12 protein-coding genes and 1 pseudogene are annotated in these 17,857 nt (G+C 33.4%); 7 read left to right on the forward strand and 6 right to left on the reverse strand.

All coding sequences use genetic code 11. The features are described 5' to 3' along the window. Window positions 1–72 precede the first annotated feature (72 nt). Window positions 73–276 (forward strand): hypothetical protein, encoded by a 204-nt coding sequence (locus JL193_RS10035; RefSeq protein WP_207970678.1) that lies wholly within the window; start codon window positions 73–75, stop codon window positions 274–276. Between the two features lie 17 nt (window positions 277–293). On the opposite strand, the pseudogene JL193_RS17565 reads toward JL193_RS10035, so the two are convergent. After that, window positions 294–1,279, reverse strand: a pseudogene (locus JL193_RS17565) (transposase). Between JL193_RS17565 and JL193_RS10050 the strand changes: the two are divergent. The 4 genes from JL193_RS10050 to JL193_RS10065 all read left to right on the forward strand — a co-directional run bounded on the left by JL193_RS10050 (window position 1,226) and on the right by JL193_RS10065 (window position 12,369). Beyond that, complete coding sequence (locus JL193_RS10050) at window positions 1,226–1,456, forward strand: Sua5 family C-terminal domain-containing protein (RefSeq protein WP_207973442.1); 231 nt, start codon at window positions 1,226–1,228, stop codon at window positions 1,454–1,456. The pseudogene JL193_RS17565 and the gene JL193_RS10050 sit on opposite strands and share 54 nt — an antisense overlap. A gap of 125 nt (window positions 1,457–1,581) precedes the next feature. Continuing rightward, window positions 1,582–1,830 (forward strand): hypothetical protein, encoded by a 249-nt coding sequence (locus JL193_RS10055; protein WP_207970679.1) that lies wholly within the window; start codon window positions 1,582–1,584, stop codon window positions 1,828–1,830. Window positions 1,831–1,939: 109 nt separating this feature from the next. Then, window positions 1,940–6,709, forward strand: coding sequence for a hypothetical protein (locus JL193_RS10060; protein ID WP_207970680.1), 4,770 nt, complete (start codon window positions 1,940–1,942; stop codon window positions 6,707–6,709). Between the two features lie 26 nt (window positions 6,710–6,735). Next, window positions 6,736–12,369, forward strand: a complete 5,634-nt coding sequence (locus JL193_RS10065) for a LamG-like jellyroll fold domain-containing protein (RefSeq protein WP_207970681.1) — start codon at window positions 6,736–6,738, stop codon at window positions 12,367–12,369. Between the two features lie 316 nt (window positions 12,370–12,685). Here the strand turns inward: JL193_RS10065 and JL193_RS17220 are convergent, their stop codons facing one another. The 5 genes from JL193_RS17220 to JL193_RS10085 all read right to left on the reverse strand — a co-directional run bounded on the left by JL193_RS17220 (window position 12,686) and on the right by JL193_RS10085 (window position 16,367). Continuing rightward, window positions 12,686–12,838: a DUF5670 family protein gene (locus JL193_RS17220; protein ID WP_243456724.1), complete on the reverse strand. Its 153-nt coding sequence runs from the start codon at window positions 12,836–12,838 to the stop codon at window positions 12,686–12,688. Window positions 12,839–12,846: 8 nt separating this feature from the next. Further along, entirely contained in the window at window positions 12,847–13,422 is a 576-nt protein-coding gene (locus tag JL193_RS10070) for a hypothetical protein (protein WP_207970682.1), read from the reverse strand. Window positions 13,423–13,565: 143 nt separating this feature from the next. Then, window positions 13,566–15,350 (reverse strand): CHASE3 domain-containing protein, encoded by a 1,785-nt coding sequence (locus tag JL193_RS10075; protein ID WP_243456725.1) that lies wholly within the window; start codon window positions 15,348–15,350, stop codon window positions 13,566–13,568. 1 nt (window position 15,351) lies between these two features. After that, window positions 15,352–15,798: a response regulator gene (locus tag JL193_RS10080; protein ID WP_207970683.1), complete on the reverse strand. Its 447-nt coding sequence runs from the start codon at window positions 15,796–15,798 to the stop codon at window positions 15,352–15,354. Between the two features lie 11 nt (window positions 15,799–15,809). Further along, window positions 15,810–16,367 carry a helix-turn-helix domain-containing protein gene (locus JL193_RS10085; RefSeq protein ID WP_207970684.1) on the reverse strand — a complete coding sequence of 186 codons (558 nt, stop codon included), beginning with the start codon at window positions 16,365–16,367 and terminating at the stop codon, window positions 15,810–15,812. Window positions 16,368–16,665: 298 nt separating this feature from the next. Between JL193_RS10085 and JL193_RS10090 the strand changes: the two genes are divergently transcribed. Both JL193_RS10090 and JL193_RS10095 read left to right on the forward strand, forming a co-directional pair. Continuing rightward, window positions 16,666–17,049, forward strand: coding sequence for a hypothetical protein (locus JL193_RS10090; RefSeq protein WP_207970685.1), 384 nt, complete (start codon window positions 16,666–16,668; stop codon window positions 17,047–17,049). A gap of 17 nt (window positions 17,050–17,066) precedes the next feature. Then, window positions 17,067–17,537: an HAD domain-containing protein gene (locus tag JL193_RS10095; RefSeq protein ID WP_207970686.1), complete on the forward strand. Its 471-nt coding sequence runs from the start codon at window positions 17,067–17,069 to the stop codon at window positions 17,535–17,537. Window positions 17,538–17,857 lie beyond the last annotated feature (320 nt).

Here is a 17,857-nt window from a genome sequence, read left to right on the forward strand (position 1 = left end):
TTCTAAACAAGTTAATATTCGTTACATAGCTTTTTTATTTTTGTATGAAATTAACTAGCTAAAACAAACATTATGAACAAAACCATCAAAACAGTATTATTAGTAGCCGGTCTTATTTTATTAGGTTACGGAATTTACACGTTAATTCAGCCAGAAACACAAGTTTCTATTGGAGATTTAGACTTAATAGAAGCACAAGACAACACGAATTCGTACATTACAATTGGTTTAGGAATTCTTGCAGTAGCTTTAAGTTTAATTAAAGGAAAAAGCTAAAAACCTGATTTCGATTATTAAAACGAACAAATTTGTTTAGAATTCACTGTTTGATACTTGATAGATGGTTTTTGGGGCAAGAAAATGTAAGCTATTAAACCAGAGATTATGTTGGTTAAAAAATTGCCAAAACTTCTGTGTCTAGAATGTTCTATTTGGCAAATACTTTTAGGTTCATCATTTACTGTTTCAATAACTGAGCGTTTTCTAAGCAATATTTTATGAGAAATACTCATTAAACAGTTTTTCATATTATTCCTGATACCTGTTATTAACTGGACGCGATTTACAAAGAGTAATTGCGCCAATTTTTTACCTATATCGCCTTTATCGGCAAAAAGTTTTCCGAATATTTTATCAAAAAAACACTCTTGTTTTAACCTGCATTATGCATTAGGAATACACAAAAGGAGGACTTAAATCATTAATTTGGGAGAATAAGCCATCCATCCAAGGTCTTTTTTTAGTGTTTAAAGCAATCTTTAAGACCTTTCTGTTAGCATGATTTACTGTCCAAGCTCCTAATGCAAAGCTATGGTAAATTTTAATATTTCTCCCTTATTGTTTATGATAATATGGAGCTTAAAGCCAAAACCAGCCAACGATAGATTTTCCTGTATTAGCAATACCCTTAGACACCTTATTGGAATAGATACGCTTTTTCTTACAACCCCTAACAGGTAACAGGCGTAGAATCTATAAAAGAAATACCTATACATTTTCCGATACAGCAAGTTTTTAAGAACATTACCATAGCCATAAGATTTTGTTGTATAAGCTCTGTAAATCTATTGTAGGACACAGTTTTGGGAAATTCCTTTTTCATATGTTGTTGCGCATAGTAAATATAAAAGTGTTTAAAAGTCCTAAAATTGCTTAGCTGAAAGAGTACAGATATCGTTACCACTTCATTTTTTGATATTCTTGGTGGGGGTTTAGCAGGGTTACCATTAAAAACAAGAAAGAACAAAGCCCAGATGCTCCAGGAATGTTGGCAAGACATTATGCCACATCTACAACAACTTTTTTGGTTGAGCTTAGGAAAAATCGATTAACGACCGTTTGCAACGTGCCACTTTTAGCGCATAAAAGAGGCTTTTTTCAATCATACTTCTTTAATATTTATACACTGTCTGGAATTTTTATAATTAATTTCGGAAGGTGTAATACCATTTCTTAAAAAAACGATTATCTCCCTTTTACTCCCAGTTATTTTTAATATTAACCACTTATTTATTCTAAACACTAGCGGTCGTTTATATACAATACCTTCATGGCATTGTTAAACACAAAATCAAATAAATTATGAAGAAAATTATGAATTTAATGTTCTGCATAATAATCACAAATGTTTCACGATCTCAAGATTTTCATGTAGAATTAGGAGGGGAAATAACAACTCTGTCTGGAGGCGTATTATATGCAGAAAGCAATGTTTCTGTTGTCGGAAACTTAACAGTAGAAAAAAGTGGTTCTTATATTGTTGATGGAAATGTAGCAGGGAACATCACTTACAAACGTCATATTTCAGATACTGATAGGGCAAGTAATTAAACCTACAGTACACTTATAGCACTTGAACAGAGTCTATAGAAGTATTTATTGATAGAACGAATATTTGCGAGAAGATTACAAAAAGAACCAACTAAATTAAATTAAAATTATGAGAAATTATTATTTGAAAGAGTTAATAGTGGCAATGCTCATTTTTGTAGTGTCATTTTCGAACCTCTCTTATGGAGCAAATGGTTCGTTTGAAAACCTTAAACTTGTTCTTCAAGATGAACCTGAAACTACGATTAGTAATAATAAAGAAGTTGATATTTCTTTCACATTAAAAAATGTGAATCCCAATGACTTGAGCATCAGTCAGGCTGTAATTCGAATAGAAAATGTGACCAGTGATCAATCCGTTTTACCAACAAATCCGGCTATATCCGATTTTACGATCCAGGCAAATAGTACCCATTTGATATCTGGGCTACAAATAATATCCTCCAATAAGTATAGCCAGCTAAGTGCAGGGGCATATGTTGTTAAGCTTGAGTATAGATTAGGGGATGTTATTTATACTTTGCCTCTTAGTTTTTTCAGAAAATTTAACCCAACACAAATTGACACTTACGAAATAGGCAAGAATGATTATCAAGGCCTACCCGTATATACTTTAAAAGGAGGCATGAGTGCTGAATACGCGGTTCAAAAATCTTTAGCCGCTTTAAATTCGGGTGTGTCTCATACATGGGATGTACGAAGAAAATTAGATGGAACTTTGGATTTGCCTGGTGGAGGGCCTGTATCTGTATATTCTTCACTTAACTTTCTTGAAAAATCAATTAAAAAAACAGTAGATCTTTACAATGCAGAATTAGGAAGCGAAACAGATTTCAATACGGTAATTATTTCAACAGGTGTTCCTTCTGCGCCTTACCTCTCTTATTACATGGGTGCGCCTATTCTACCACTTCACTTTTTAGTCTCTGTGAATTCGTTTGCAGAAGTTCAAAGCATTGTACATTCAGGGATTAAAGACGGTTATTCCTGTTATGCTACTGCTGGTTACGACCCTTCTATAAAAGGAGAAGGAGTAGCTTGGATTAAATTATTGGATTTGCCAAATGAATACAAGAAATTCATATTAGACCATAATGTTCGGAATGTTATTATAATGGGAGCCACAGAATCAGGATTTGGAGAAACCCAAGCAAGACGCATTTCTTTTAAATTTCCTGTAAGTAGCCCAACTATGTATAATCAAGGATCTATATACGTAATGACTCACGGGGGAGATCAAGGTTTATCTTATTTAAGGAATTATTTCAAAGATTATGACCTACAAACTATGGAACCTCAACGTAGTATTAGCGATTGGGAGAGTGGGATAACAAAAACACAAATCGAAAACTTTAAACAAAGTATTGAGTATAATAATTCTAGCATTTACATTTATGCGATTGAAGGTTCTGAATCCATTGGTTTCTACAATATCACAATGGATTTATCTTTGAAATTTGCACAAAAAAACATATCAAAATTAGGTACTAGTCCAATAGAAGGTATTGCCATGAACGAGTACTTGATCGGGTATCCAGCTTACGAAACCCAAAAAGGCCAAATACCCATGCTATATTGGCAGGAGCTAGGTAATGAAAAAAATACCGCAGCTAGAGTTAAAAATCTTCTTTCGTATAAAATTAGTCAAGTATATCCCAGTAGAGATTTTAACGCTATTCCTGTGAAATTCAATGCCAAACGTAACCGAAAGTCTTTTGTGAAGGAATTGAAAAGTATAGGAATGAAAAATGTAACCCAAAACACTTGGCAAAAGGCAGACGTTTGGAATACATCTGATGGAATGGAGGCACCTTGTGAATTAGTGGCAAAAGATATAATTGCCAATTTTGGCGGGGCTTCTGGTTTCAAAAACTACCATTCTAACTTACAAAAATTAACTATCGAAGATCTTAAGAATATGGCCATTAATGATGATGGCTCTAGTCTAGATTCGCATCCAGAACCAGTTGTAACTACTAATGTTGCTTCTATACCAGAAGCTGGACTGGAAATCAAAAGATATGAATATCCAGCAAATCCTTATTGGAATTCACGTGAACAACTCAAAGAAATCGCAATTTATGATTATAACAGTTACAATTCACAACCTACATTTTTAGGTTGGCTTGATGGTTACAGTAAAACAGGTAACGACCGTAAACAAAGAATAACCATTTCCCAGTTTGACTTAGGTAACAGCAGCGATGAGTATGAATTGAAAGTAAGTTATAAATTCCATCCAAAAGAAGAAGATGGATTTCAATCCTATGATCCGGCAAACGGTGATGAACAAAATATGGATTGTTTTGAATATACAAAAGTTCCAAAAACCAGTTGGCTAGATATTCCCTCTAGGGTTATGGCACGTGAAGGTGCCATGTGGGTCGTGAATGGATCAGTCTATGATTGGGACTACAATGGTGTACCTGGGGTGGTGCCATTTATTAAAAAAGATGGTCAAATTAAGGCACAACCACAAATTTTAAGCTATAAGGGAGAAGGAGCATTTGCTTGGAATTGGGGTGCTCAAAAATCGGCAACCATAATAAGTAGGCCTAAAGAGATTTCGGGTACAAATACAGTGGCAGAACTAGGTTCTCTTTTTAATAATGAAACCTCACAATACACCAATGCTTTGGCAGGCATGACTTACATGAAAGATGGAGAAGCCTATAATATATATGGATTGCAACCCAGTTGGATGTTATATTACCCTGGATTTAGCCCAAAGCATATGGGGCCGTCTGGAACGGCGATACGCTGTTTTCTATCCAATCCGAATCCACAAGCTTGTAACGAGGTACTGCGTAGAGCTTGGGGTACTGTAGAATATGCGCCAGCAGAAGAAGGTTGGAATGACTGTAGCCGATTGACGGAAAATGAATTTATTAAGCGGTTTTCAACACTGGCTTATAGACAATATGACAAACTCTTTGAGCGTGTACCTAATGCGCGAACATATGTAGCTATAAAGGATAACAAACTAGATGTGGGGATAATAGATGGTGATTTAGGTAATTTTGCCGATGCTAGAGGAGTTAACTACTCTAAAACCTTTGGAATGAAAAATTCAGAGGTAAGCAACTATTATCAATATAAGGGATATGACAAACTGATAAATTTGGACGGGGGAAGTTCTTCCCAAATCTGGTTTAACGCTAAAGGGCCATTGCACGATTGGACAGGCTATCCATTGGTTCAAGACAATCAGGGACCTTATTATTCTCGACTAGTATCCAGCTTTTTAATGCTAGTGCCAAAAAAGCACACAGAAGAAATTTCGCAATACCGTTCAATCAATGACCAATATTTAGTATTGGATAATAGTAAACTAACTTTTAATTATAATGATAATACCGATCATACCCTTGACAAAGCCTTTATAAGCCTTAGTCCAAGTATGCCTTTGCTAAACGATTCTGAAGGCATGATTGCAGGTAATTTTAAAATAGAAAATTTAAAAGCTGCCAAAGGAGCCGTTCTTTTTTACCAAGGAGAGGACACGTACTACGAAGATACAGAAGGAGAAAGTACTGTAGTGCCAACCTTGAGAAATATGTTGCTTATAGGTATAGGTAAAATACCGAATTATGCCCTAAAACGAATCAAGAAAAAACCACTTTTACCCGAGGTCGGAGATGCAGAAGAATTAAGTCAACTATTAACTCTTAATGATCAGGCATTTTATTTTATAAAAATAGCGGATGGAAAGGTTGTACAATACAAGTTTGAAGATGTATCATCATTTGATAAATACATTGACAACAGATGGCACAGCTTTTTAGTTTACAATGGACCAAACCCCGATCATACTCAAACCTATGTTACTTTGACAAAAGTAGATAATATTGATATTGAAGGCAAGGGAACATATTCTCCGCCAGTATACGATTTAGATTTAAGAAAAGATCTTTTCGAGATGGATGTGACTACGCATATGGCTATTGGAACAGCTAATATAGATGGGCGTTTTGTAACTGGAAATGCCAAATTAGCGGTAGACAACTATCTTTTTGTAAATGGTAATATAGCATTACAAAATCTTTTAAGTGACATACATACAATTTCAAGCACTCTAACTACGGAAACCAATCTTCCAGATTTGGGAAACAAATATTATGCTACCAATACATATGCGCTACAATTTGAAGAATCATCTGGCATGCATAGTTTTTCTCTATCTGAAAATTCTAATAATACGTATCTCTATGGTCTTAATCTTAACACTATTCGATTAAAAAACCTAAAAGATTTGCCATCTTTTGCTCTTGCTCCAGGAAATTATTATATGGTTGATCAAGCTAACCGCTGCTTAGCTCAAAATGCCAAAGGAAATTTTGAATGGCAATTGTACAGAGACGGTAATGACATTTCTAATTGGGATGTTTGTAGCAAAGTATCAGTTACTGATGAGGGCGGAACAGGTTATGAGCGATCATTTAAACTAAAAGACAGACCAGAGTTTATTGGTATTGATACTGCCAATTCTACCGTATTGGAAATACCACAAAGTAACGGAAAGCAAGCCTCGAACTATCCATTAATTGCAGGACAATCCAAAGTTGTCTTAAAACCCTACCAACTAGGTAATGATCCCAGCACTACAACACCCGTTGCTTTGTTAGAGGATGGAAGAGGTAGTTTTTCCTATAGCTTTTTTGATGTAGGTACAGTTAATCCCTCTGCAGCAAGTGGCGCCTCATCGCTTTCTTCATCTCTTAGCCCTGCTAAAATAGCGGGTATTGCGATAGGTGCAACTATAGGAACAAGTCTTGTAGTTGGTGGAGGAAGCTTTGCTACATACAGATATTTCAATAATCTATCTACTCGTGGGTACAATAAGATTGAAAATATAGAAATGAAAGAAAAGTGTGATTAAATATTTTTTTAAAAAATCTCAATAATATGAATACGAAAAAAATTTATTATAAAATAATTTTATTGATAATCTTTGGATTCGTCCTAGCTCCAATACTTAACCCTGTTTATGGGCAAATTCTATGTTCCACCTGTAATCAATGTGAAGAAGGTGAACAAGTTGAAAACGAGGCGGATTATAATATAAATATTGGAGAGTCAGCAGAAGAAATGTCTTTTAATGAGGCGGATATGCTAGGAGGGGAAGTCTCTGAGAAATTTGCGACAGAAGCAGTAGAAGACGTAGCTCTTCGTGCTGGGATTGAAGAAATGTCTGTTGGATTGGAAGCTTTTGATTTAGTCTCAGGAGTAGCCGATATCTTTGGTGCTGGATTGGGTCTCGCATTTTTAATTTACGACTTTATTATGGTTGAAGAAGAAAGAAGGATTGAACAAGCGCATGATCGTGAAGAGGAACAATGGGTCAAAAAAACGTCAGGAGATTATGTGTTGCCAATTGTTCCAAGTTTTTCAATTAAGGCATCCGATCTGAATTCTGCCAAGGACACGGTTTCTTTTGCTGTTTTTTTTCAAAAAACAATTGATTCTGCTGCAGTAAGAAACTATCTAGAAGCCAAAGATTCCGTTGGTTATATTAATAAAACCTATGGGTATAATAAATTGACGGATCATTTACCATATGCATTTTCAATTTTTCAGGAAAATTTAATTAGCCAAAATTATGATTATAATCCATATTTCAGTCAATGGATTTTGGAAGGAGGAGAATTGCTTATTGGAGGAAATGACGCTGTGTATCACGCTAGTGAAAATCCGGAGTATGCCGTGCGAAATTATAGGAGAAAAGTAGCCGAAATAACATTGTCGGAAAATAGCAATAATAAAGCACAAGCAAATGTGGAATTGTACTGGAAACACTATAATCCAAATTTAACCTATCTTGATTGGCCACCTGAGTACCCAGATGTACAGGCGAATTTTAGCAATACAAGAGAAAGAACGCTATCTAATACAAGCGAGCTAGTTATGGAACTAGCCTATATTGAAAACGGTCAGATAGTAGTGGTTAAAGAAGTAGAATATACTGTTGAAGATAATGGAGAAAAAATGTTGTTTAGAGTGCACAACTTGAATATTTCTGATGCGCCTAGAGGCAAAGAACTTTTCGTACGTTTTATGGTTCAATCCCACAAATATTTTTCACACTTACAAGCGTATTCCTATTATTGGTGGCAGTGGAAATCAGGAGCAGAAGAAAGTTCCTCGAACTATAAAAATCACTTTCCAACTATGTTTTTAGCAAGTAATAATGAGTATGGAACTCCGTTGGAACAAAGAATGCTTTTTCCGGAACCTTCTCTTGAAAGAAAGACCTTAGCATATTTTAGAATTCACGATTATCAGCTTTATCACAAAGAAGAATCTGCAAGTATTGTAGCAAACCAATCTAATGTAAATCCGTTTCCTAAAGTGAATAATTTTGGAATCACAGAATTTGAAAATGGAAGTGATATTTCTAAGCCTGAAGCCGATAAAACAAATTTATCTATAAAAATACCTTATAGAGATGGTTGGAGGCAAATTGATTATATTGAGATTGAAAGCATAACATCACCATTCGTAACCGTTTTGGATTTTAATGTTGAAAATAATAATGGTAACAAAAAAATTTCAGTTAGGGGATTCTATAACACAATAAATAGTTCTGAGAATGATTTAACGGTTAACTACTTAATACCAAGCACCTCTCAAGAAGGAAGCTACAGTATTTCTTCCAATAACTTTGTTGACAATATTTCAACTTCATCAAGTACCACCACTTCAGTCGAGTTTCTCGTTCAGAATACACCTTTTAAAGCATTTGAGACGGTTGATGTGAAAGCATATTATACAGATGGTTCCATGACAAGAGATCTTTTCCGTATACCTCTTACCAATAATTCTATTGAGCGTGCCTACTATACTTTTGTAAATGGGAAAAATAACTTAAAATTGGGTCACGGTACTCCAACAGATCCAAGTGAAACTATGGATTGGCTTGTAGAAATTCAACCTAATGGTAATTACGCTATAGCAAACCGGGCTACAGGGGGTGTTTTGGGTTTTATAGATGGGGAATATGGAATATATAATTGGGATCCTAAAAATGACGGATTATATTGGAACCTGGAATTTTCAGCACAAAACTTTGTAAAACTTTTTAATATAGGGCAGAAGGCTTATTTGGATTTGAATAACGATGGTCAGTTTATTTTTAATTTCTCCGATGGTATGCCTTTTGCTTTCAATAGAAAAAATAGTGCAAACCCTATTATTGATGACGAAAAATATATTACCAACCCTATAAAAGGTGCCGTACTGGATATTACAGATACTGGAGATCCTGGACTATTAGATAAAAACAGAATTTCTTCAACTAATAGAAAAGTAAAATTAATTTATTCGGGATGCATGACATATGTAATCCAAAACGGAAGTTCAGGTAAATACTTGAATTTCACTTCTAGATCAGGTCTCACTTGGTCTCAAAGTGAAAATGCTAACGATATCTCCCATTGGCTGGTTAGATATGTTGATGATACTAATTTTTATCTAACGGTCAATAACTTACCTTTAAGATACAATACTCATTTTGATGAAAATATAGCGGTTAATGAATCTGTGACGTTTAATGTTCATGGGAAACCTCAATTTAGCGGTGTTGATTATCAGTTTCAATTTAAGGATGTTCTTAATCTACCAGATCTTATTGCACATTATACCTTTGGAGGGAATAGTACAGATTATTCTAAATATGCTCATCATGGACAAGCCGAAGGAGCTGAATATCAGAATGACCCAGAAAGAAATATGGCAATTTATTTTGATGGTATAGACGATTATGTGGACACTAGTTTTGATTTTGATCCCTTAGACCTAAAGGATATGACCATAGCTTTATGGATGCGTACCGAGAGTTGGGGTGAAAGTGACGCTGTTCTGATAGGTTCCAGAAATTGGTCAATAAATAGGAATGGAACAACAAACGGCATAAAAGTACATACATTTCATAACGGGGGCACGGTTCAATATGGCATGGATAGCGGCTCCATAAATGATGTAACCGGCTTAACATGGCATCATGTGGCCTTAGTGTTGGACACCCAAGATGATGGCTCGGTAAACCGAACGCTATATGTGGACGGCGTTGTTGCAAACACATCAAATATACCTTATGGCTTTATGGATGTGGTAAACGACGAAGACCCTAATACAACCATAGGCAATCGATTCGGCGGAGCGATCGGAAGTAGCTTTAAAGGACATATAAGTGACGTTAAAATGTGGAAAAAAGTGCTTTCCGAAACCGAAATGCAAGAGGAATACAGCATGACCAAAAAAGAAGATTTTCTGCTTGCCAATTATCAATTTGAAAATAATCTCTCTGATTCGTCGGTCTATGAACGCCATGGTTCGTTATCCAATATGACCTTTGCCAATGACTCGAAAAGAGGTTTAGTAGCTCAATTTAATGGTCAAAATGGATATGTAGAAGTAGCCGATGACCTGAACCCTAGGAAGTTTGGTGGTGATTTTAGTGTATCTCTATGGATGAAAACTAATTTTCAATCGGGTATTATGGAGATAATAGGGTCAAAACAATTTTTGATAAGTACCATAGGTGGAGGAACTATTTCCGCTTCATTATATACGGAAACTTTAAGCAGTGTAGCAGCGTACAATTTGGAGAGTACTATTAGTATGGATGAATGGAACCATGTTGTGGCAGTATATGATACCGATAAAACCAATGGTACAGTAAAGATTAAATTGTATATCAATTCCAATCTAATCGACCAAACGACCACCACATCTAATTTCAACCTTAATGAATCTGTTTTGGGAATGGGCAGGCTATCAAGTTTCGGATCAAATTATTACAACGGTATGTTAGATGACGTTAGAATATGGAAAAAGGCGCTTACCCTTGAAGAGATTTCTGAAGAATATGCTTCCTCGAAAATAGATATAATGGATCCTTTGGCCGTCTATGCCTTTACGGAATCAAATGCCAATGATAGTTCTGGAAACAACCATCACGGTATTAACAGTGGGTCAAGCTATATAAGTGATTTAGATCGTGGTATAGTAGCGAGTTTTGATGGCACAGATGATTATATAGATACCAATTATGATTTTGATCCTAATGATTATAATGGAGACCTTACCGTAACTTTTTGGATGAAAAATAAAATAGATTCCAAAAATTTTTCAAACATAATGGCTGGTTCCAATTTTGAGATCAAAATGAGAGGAGACAAACTAATTGGAGATATTAATGTGTACGATCCACTCAATCCAAGCACATCATACGGACTGCCAAGTTCAGAAGACCTTATCGATGACAGTTGGTACCATATTGCCTATGTAATAGACACCGAAGCACAAAGTGGAAAAATCAATCGAAAATTATACATTAACGGTGCATTGAACAATAGCAGAGATCTTAATTTGGACTGGGCTAACGGTGCAGGCAATACAATATTAGGCAGCGACTTAAACAAAAATAGTCATGTTACCTATGACGGAAACCTTGACGATGTGGTATTTTGGGGCAGAGCTCTTACCGCTTCCGAAGTAGAATTATTATATAAGGAAGATAATATAGTTAAATATGAGCCAACAAATCCAATAACAGAAGCGATAGCCTATTTTCCTTTCAATGGAAATGTAAACGATGAATCTGCAATGGGCAAGGATTTCGACGGGGGCCTTAATGACGGAGCCACCTTTGCGAACGATCCCGCCAAAGGCGACGTGGTTACCCTAGACGGGAACGACATGATATCCATACAATCGGGTATCAATGCCAAGGACGGGCTTCCACAACAAAAATTTACAGTAAGCACTTGGGTAAAGACCACAACGGCCAAGGGGTGGAGCAGCCTTATAGGACTGGTCACAGACAACGGTAGCGATGAGAAAGGTTGGATACTGGGAACTAACGGTAGCGGTCAGAAGTTCAGTATCGGGATATCGACAAATAACGTACTGACCTATCTTGTGGCTCCTAACAATTTCAACTTAAACCAGTGGTATCATGTGGCAGCGACCTATGACGGAACAACCATGAAACTGTTCGTTGACGGCCAGCAACAGGCTTCCTCTACGGCCAGATCAGGAGACATTACCTACGACCCCAGTGGGGGAACGTTCCAGATAGGATCCTTTAAGGATAGTAACGACGACATCCGGCATATAGGAGCCTTGGACGAGATTACCATTTGGGAAAGGGCTTTAACTGCAGCTGAAATTTCGAGCATAATGTCTTTATCGCCCAATATGAACAATAAAAACTTGGATGAGAAGCAATATATCTCTGAAGATGAGATCTTAAGTTTAACAGATACCCCCTCCAACTTACAGCAATTGGTTATTTACCCCAATGAGTCCGATGGACATTTTAATATAGCCTTTAATTTGGCTGAAAGTTCCACTGTTACCTATAGGATTATAGCTATTTCATCAGGACAGCAATTGGCATTCGGCACCAGAGATTTTCAACCAGGGAGTCATGTTTGGGAGGTCATGGAAAATGGACTTCCAGATGGAATTCTCGTTATTAAAATCAATTCCAAACAATGGACGGAAACGAGAAAATTAATAATTAAAAACTATTAGTGTCCGATAAACATTTTTAAAAAGCGGGATTTCCATTAGGATTTCCCGCTTTAGTTTATATCTTGATTTTTTTACATCTTTGGTGGTGCGTTTAGCAGGGTTACCAAGTAGCGATTTTTCTACAATTTAATCATATTCTTTACAAAATTCATCGACAACACAAAATAACCTCGTAGTTTTAGAGTAACAATACATAGATGGGTTCTTAGATTAAGAAATTGAATTTCAAAACTTTAAATTACTAAAAATCTATCTTTTTTTCTTAATAAAATCTATCTAAATATTAATCGAACTCAGGTTACTAGCAATTATGATTTTAAGAGTTTTTAATTTTGTAACCAGCAATTGCGAGTAAAAAAGCTAGCAGTAGCAATAAGTGAATTAATAAAGACCCAACTGCATATACGAAGAAACCTAAGGCCCAAATTATTATTATAAGAATAGTAATGGTGTATAGGAGGGTTTTCATGGTTTTCTTTAACTTTTATCGATAATATTTTCTATGTTTCTTTTATTTTCTTTTAAAAAATCTTCAGCTTCGCTTGCAAAAATACTAATGGAAATTTTATTAGATTCTTCCGAAAGTTTATTCATTAAATCGATTTGGTCGTTAATCTTTGTATTTAGTTCTGTTAAATAAACATTCTGATTGATTTCAACCTCTTCCGTAGTCTTTTTTTTATCTAGAAACGAAGTTTTTGTAGTGTTGGGTAATAATACCAATTCGTGTTTAGAAAGTTCTTTTAAATGGTTAAAACGCTCGTTTAAATTTGCTTCAAAAGACTCTAAAAAAGACTTTGTTTTTTTAGTTATTGTAGTTTTAGATTTAATATAATTGCTGTAATTAATTAGGTTTATATAATTCTTAGATGCTAAAACCAATAGTTTTGCCTCTTTTTGGCTCTTATTAATTTTAGCTTCTTTATTAGCTGCATTGTCCTCTTCTGTTTTACTATTATGGTTTGTATTGCAAGAAACGGTTGAAAGAGAAATTGCTACAAACATAAAAATACTAAGAAGAGAGCTTATTAGTATTTTTTTTTTGACATTCATTACGTGCTTTGTTTTGTTATACAAAGTTGACAAAAATTAATGTTTTACTGTTATATAATTTGTAATAGAACTTATAGAATTACCATTAAGTTTATGTGAAATTATATAAGCGGAGGATTTAACGTTTTGCAAACATAAAAAAATTATTTAAAAGGAAGAAAAACTTCGAAAGTGGCGCCTTTATTTAATTTTCCTTCAGCAAAAATATAGCCTTGGTGGTTGTCTATAATTTTTTTGCAAATAGACAGTCCAATTCCTGTTCCAGAATATTCGTTTTTGTTATGTAATCTGCTAAAAAGCACAAAAATCTTTTCTGCATATTCTTGGTCGAAACCAATTCCATTATCTACAAATGTTAATTTATGGTAGTTGCTATATTTTGGTTTTTTTAGTTTAGAAACATCATCTGTATTTATTTTCGAGTAAGAAATCTCTATAATCGGTTTTACATTTTGCTTGCTATATTTAAGAGAATTGCCAATTAAATTTATAAATAATTGTTGAATTTGAAAGGGAATAACGGTCATTTCAGGAATGGCATCTGAAGTTATTGTGGCTTCTTTTTCTAAAATTGTTTCGGCCAATTCTTGCTTTGCATTTTCTAAGATAAGATTCATGTTTGTAACCTCTAAAACTTCTTCAGATTTATTGGTTCTAGAAAACTGTAACAAGTCGTCTATTAACAAACGCATTCTAGATGCTGCAATTTTTATTCTCTCTAAATATAATTTTCCTTTTTCAGATAGGTTGTTGGCTTCTTTATGATCTAATCTAGAAATAAAGGTTTGAATTTTACGCAAAGGTTCTTGCAAATCGTGGCTTGCAACATGGTTAAAAGAAGATAGTTCTTTATTATTTCTTTCTAGTTCTAAGTTTCTTTCTTCTAGCAGTTTGTAATTTTTTACTTCTTCTGTAATATCGGATGTAATTCCTAGAAGCCTTTTTTGATTGTCTTCACTTACAATCATTTTACCATAAGCTTTAAAGTGCTTTATATTTCCGTTTTTTTGAATAATTCTGTAATAGATAAAAGGGAGGTTTTCTTCTTTTATCATTCTATTTACTTGTTTTTGTAAATTTTCTGCATCTTCTGGATGCACAAATTTCATAAAGTTTTCGATGGTAGGATCAAAAGATTGTGGTTGCTCTCCTAAAAGGCGGTATAAATTATTGGAATATTCGAACTTATCTTCATTAATATAGTAGGTCCAATTGCCATGTTTGCTTACAATTTCTGATTGATTTGTAGATTCTTTAAAAATTTCTAACTGGATATTTTTCTTTTTAAGATTTTTTAAATCTTTATTAATTTTAGCATAAGTAAGTAATAAAATAACCAATGTAATTATTAAAACAGAATAAATAACTAATGGAGTGTTTGTTAGGCTTTCGTTACTTTTTTTCTTTCTTACTTGAAGTAGCTGGTTTTGATGGGCAATCATTTTACTAATTTTTGCACGAATGCTGTCCATCGTATTTTTTCCATTATTTAATAGTGCATAGAAATCGGCAGTATTAGTACCATTTTTATTTGCATATTTAAAGCTTTTATCAAAAATACTTAGATTTTCGGCAATTAAAAAGCTTAAGTTTTTTAAACTATTTTGTTGTGTTTTATCGTTTTTTGTAAGTTCTTTTAATCTGGCAAAACTGTTGTTCGTTTTTTCTCTACTCGAATAATAAGGTTCTAAAAACAAGGTGTCTTTAGAAATAAGATATCCTCTTTGCCCAGTTTCTGCATCTTTTAAATAAGAAAGTATTTGTTCTAACTCTACATTAACTTCGTAGGTATGCTCTACCATTTCAAAAGACTTTGTAAGTTTTTGAACGTGTTGGTAGGCAAACCCTCCCATACATAATATTAAAAAAAGACTAACGCCAAAAATTGCTTTTAAAAAACGTTCTGAATTTATAATTTTTAGCTTCACTTTATAAACGTAATAAAAAGTTATCTTTATTTAAACCATTGGTATGATACTGCCAATTAATAGTAACTACGTTAGATAGTATTTTTTTTAATTTTTTAAAATCGTCTGGTTTTTTAATATAAATATTGGCACCCATTACAAAGGTATTTTCTATATCTTCTTCGGATGCAGAGGTAGAATAAATGGCAATAGCAATGTCTTTAAAACGTTCGTTATTTTTAATTTCGAGCAAACATTCTATTCCAGATTTTTTAGGCATGTTTAAATCTAAAAAAAGAATATTTGGCAAAGAATTGGTTTCGTTGTTTAAATAATCCATTAATTCTACACCATCGTTACAAGTTTTTACTTTGGTATTCATTTTTAATTCTTCGAAAGCTTCTTCGAAAAATAACCTGTCATCTTCATCATCATCTGCCAAAACGATATATACACGATCTTCTTGCATAAATTAGTTGTTTACTTGTTCGTTAATTCTCTTCTTTTGGTAATAATTCTCTGAAATGCAGAAGGAGTAATACCTGTGGTGTTTTTAAATTGTGTACTTAAATGGGCCACACTAGAATAGTTTAACTTGTAAGCAATATCTGTAAGTGTTAGCTCGTTTTTTATAATTAATTGTTTGGTGTATTCTATTTTTTGAAGAATAATAAAATTCTCTATTGATGTAAAGGTAACTTCCGAAAATAAATTAGACAAATACCCGTAACTGTGCTCTAATTTTTCTGATAAATACACAGAACTTTTTACATTAATATGGCTATCTTCATTAAAAACCATGTCTATAATTGTGTCTTTAATTTTTTGAACTAAGATACTTTTTTGGTTTTCTACAATCTCGCTACCATACTCTTTTAAAGTCTCATTTAAAGCTGTTAATTGTTCTTTAGAAACCTTCTCTAAAAACTCAATTTCTCCAAAACTTAACGTTTTGTATTTGATATTAAACGTTTCTAACGTGTCTTTAAGAACTTTGTTACAAATGGCTGTAAAATCGAACTTTATAAATATTTTCATGCCTAAAGAATTACCTCGCTAATATAATAGATTATTACATAATATATGTTACTTGTATTTACAAAAAGAAAGTGCAAAGTTCTTTTCTAAAAATTTATGTTAGAAAATACAGGTTTTTTATAGGAATTTACAACCTTATTAAATTCTATTAAGTCGTTTATAAAAAATGGCTACTTTTAGCCTTACCAAAGTTAGTTGTATTTTTGCTTACTGCTGTGTTTCCTTCGGAAATTCCTTGCAAACAAAATCGCAAATTTCCATAAACAAACACGTTATGCAAAACTTTAAAAATTCTACTATGAAAAAAATTAACAAGGAAACAATATTAGAAGTAATCGAAAAGACAGACTATATTTTAATTACCACTCACAACAAACTTTCTCTTCCAATCATTAGAAGAATTTATAAAAAAATGATAAATGGAATAAAATTTGATGACATTAAGGTGTGTGGCAATTGTATTATTGATGGTCATCATAGGTTTGTAAGTTCAATATTAGCAAAAATAAAACTAGATGAAGCCAAATCTTCAAAGACTAGTGCCACAATAGAATATAAGTGGGAAAGTGTTGATTTTGTCGAGGAAGAATGGGATACACTTGAAAAAATCCAAAGACTTAATGAGTTAGATGCAGAATTCAACAAAATACCGATAGAAAAGATAATTGAACTTACAAAATAAATTTATAAATTTGCATTATGTTATTATACTTAGACATAGATGGAGTAATGGTTCCCGCTAACTCTTGGAGAAGGCCTGAAATTTTAGAGGATGGCTTTCCTGAGTTTAGCACAAAGGCAACAAGGTCACTTAATAGAATTATTTCTAATTCAAGTGCAGATATTGTATTGACTACATCTCACAAGCATAAATATACATTAAATGAGTGGAAAAATATTTTTAGAAGAAGAAACATTAATATTAATAAAATTTCAAGACTTCCTAGGAATACTAAACATTTAAATAGAAAAGAAGAGTTGATTAAATGGTTTAATAATAAACGTGAAAATCAATTCTTAATAATAGACGATGATAAATCTCTGAATGGTTTACCTCAATATTTAAAGAATAATTTGATACAAACAAGTGGTTCAGTCGGCTTAACCGAATATTTAGCTGATGAAGCAATAGAAAAAATAGGTAAATCGAATTTTAGGTTGGTAGAATAAAAGCATTGCACAATAACGTATAAAAATAAAAGCGACTATAGTTTTTTAGATATTATCGTACAAGGAAATGAAATAAACACGAAAGGAAATTATTATTATAAATAAGACTGTTTGTAATACCGAATAAAATTAATGGCTAGTTTTCGCCTACTTACAAAAAATCTCTCGGATTTTCTTTGTCTGTAATTCTTTGTTAACCTTTATAGCGCAAACACCAAAACGAATTCTGTATAATTTTTACTAATAGTAATCAGAAAAGAATATTTGACTAAAGAATGTCAATTGAGTTTCCCAGATATTTTAAAAACAAAAAAATCAGA

The sequence above is a fragment of the Polaribacter batillariae genome (assembly GCF_017498485.1).
In the GTDB taxonomy this organism is placed as follows: Bacteria; Bacteroidota; Bacteroidia; order Flavobacteriales; family Flavobacteriaceae; genus Polaribacter; species Polaribacter batillariae.

Bases quoted from the DNA above. Each gene is read 5' to 3' on its own strand.
- JL193_RS10035 (WP_207970678.1), top strand. From the start codon at position 73: ATGAACAAAACCATCAAAACAGTATTATTAGTAGCCGGTCTTATTTTA.
- JL193_RS10055 (WP_207970679.1), top strand. From the start codon at position 1,582: ATGAAGAAAATTATGAATTTAATGTTCTGCATAATAATCACAAATGTT.
- JL193_RS10060 (WP_207970680.1), top strand. From the start codon at position 1,940: ATGAGAAATTATTATTTGAAAGAGTTAATAGTGGCAATGCTCATTTTT.
- JL193_RS10065 (WP_207970681.1), top strand. From the start codon at position 6,736: ATGAATACGAAAAAAATTTATTATAAAATAATTTTATTGATAATCTTT.
- JL193_RS17220 (WP_243456724.1), bottom strand. From the start codon at position 12,838: ATGAAAACCCTCCTATACACCATTACTATTCTTATAATAATAATTTGG.
- JL193_RS10070 (WP_207970682.1), bottom strand. From the start codon at position 13,422: ATGAATGTCAAAAAAAAAATACTAATAAGCTCTCTTCTTAGTATTTTT.
- JL193_RS10080 (WP_207970683.1), bottom strand. From the start codon at position 15,798: ATGCAAGAAGATCGTGTATATATCGTTTTGGCAGATGATGATGAAGAT.
- JL193_RS10085 (WP_207970684.1), bottom strand. From the start codon at position 16,367: ATGAAAATATTTATAAAGTTCGATTTTACAGCCATTTGTAACAAAGTT.
- JL193_RS10090 (WP_207970685.1), top strand. From the start codon at position 16,666: ATGAAAAAAATTAACAAGGAAACAATATTAGAAGTAATCGAAAAGACA.
- JL193_RS10095 (WP_207970686.1), top strand. From the start codon at position 17,067: ATGTTATTATACTTAGACATAGATGGAGTAATGGTTCCCGCTAACTCT.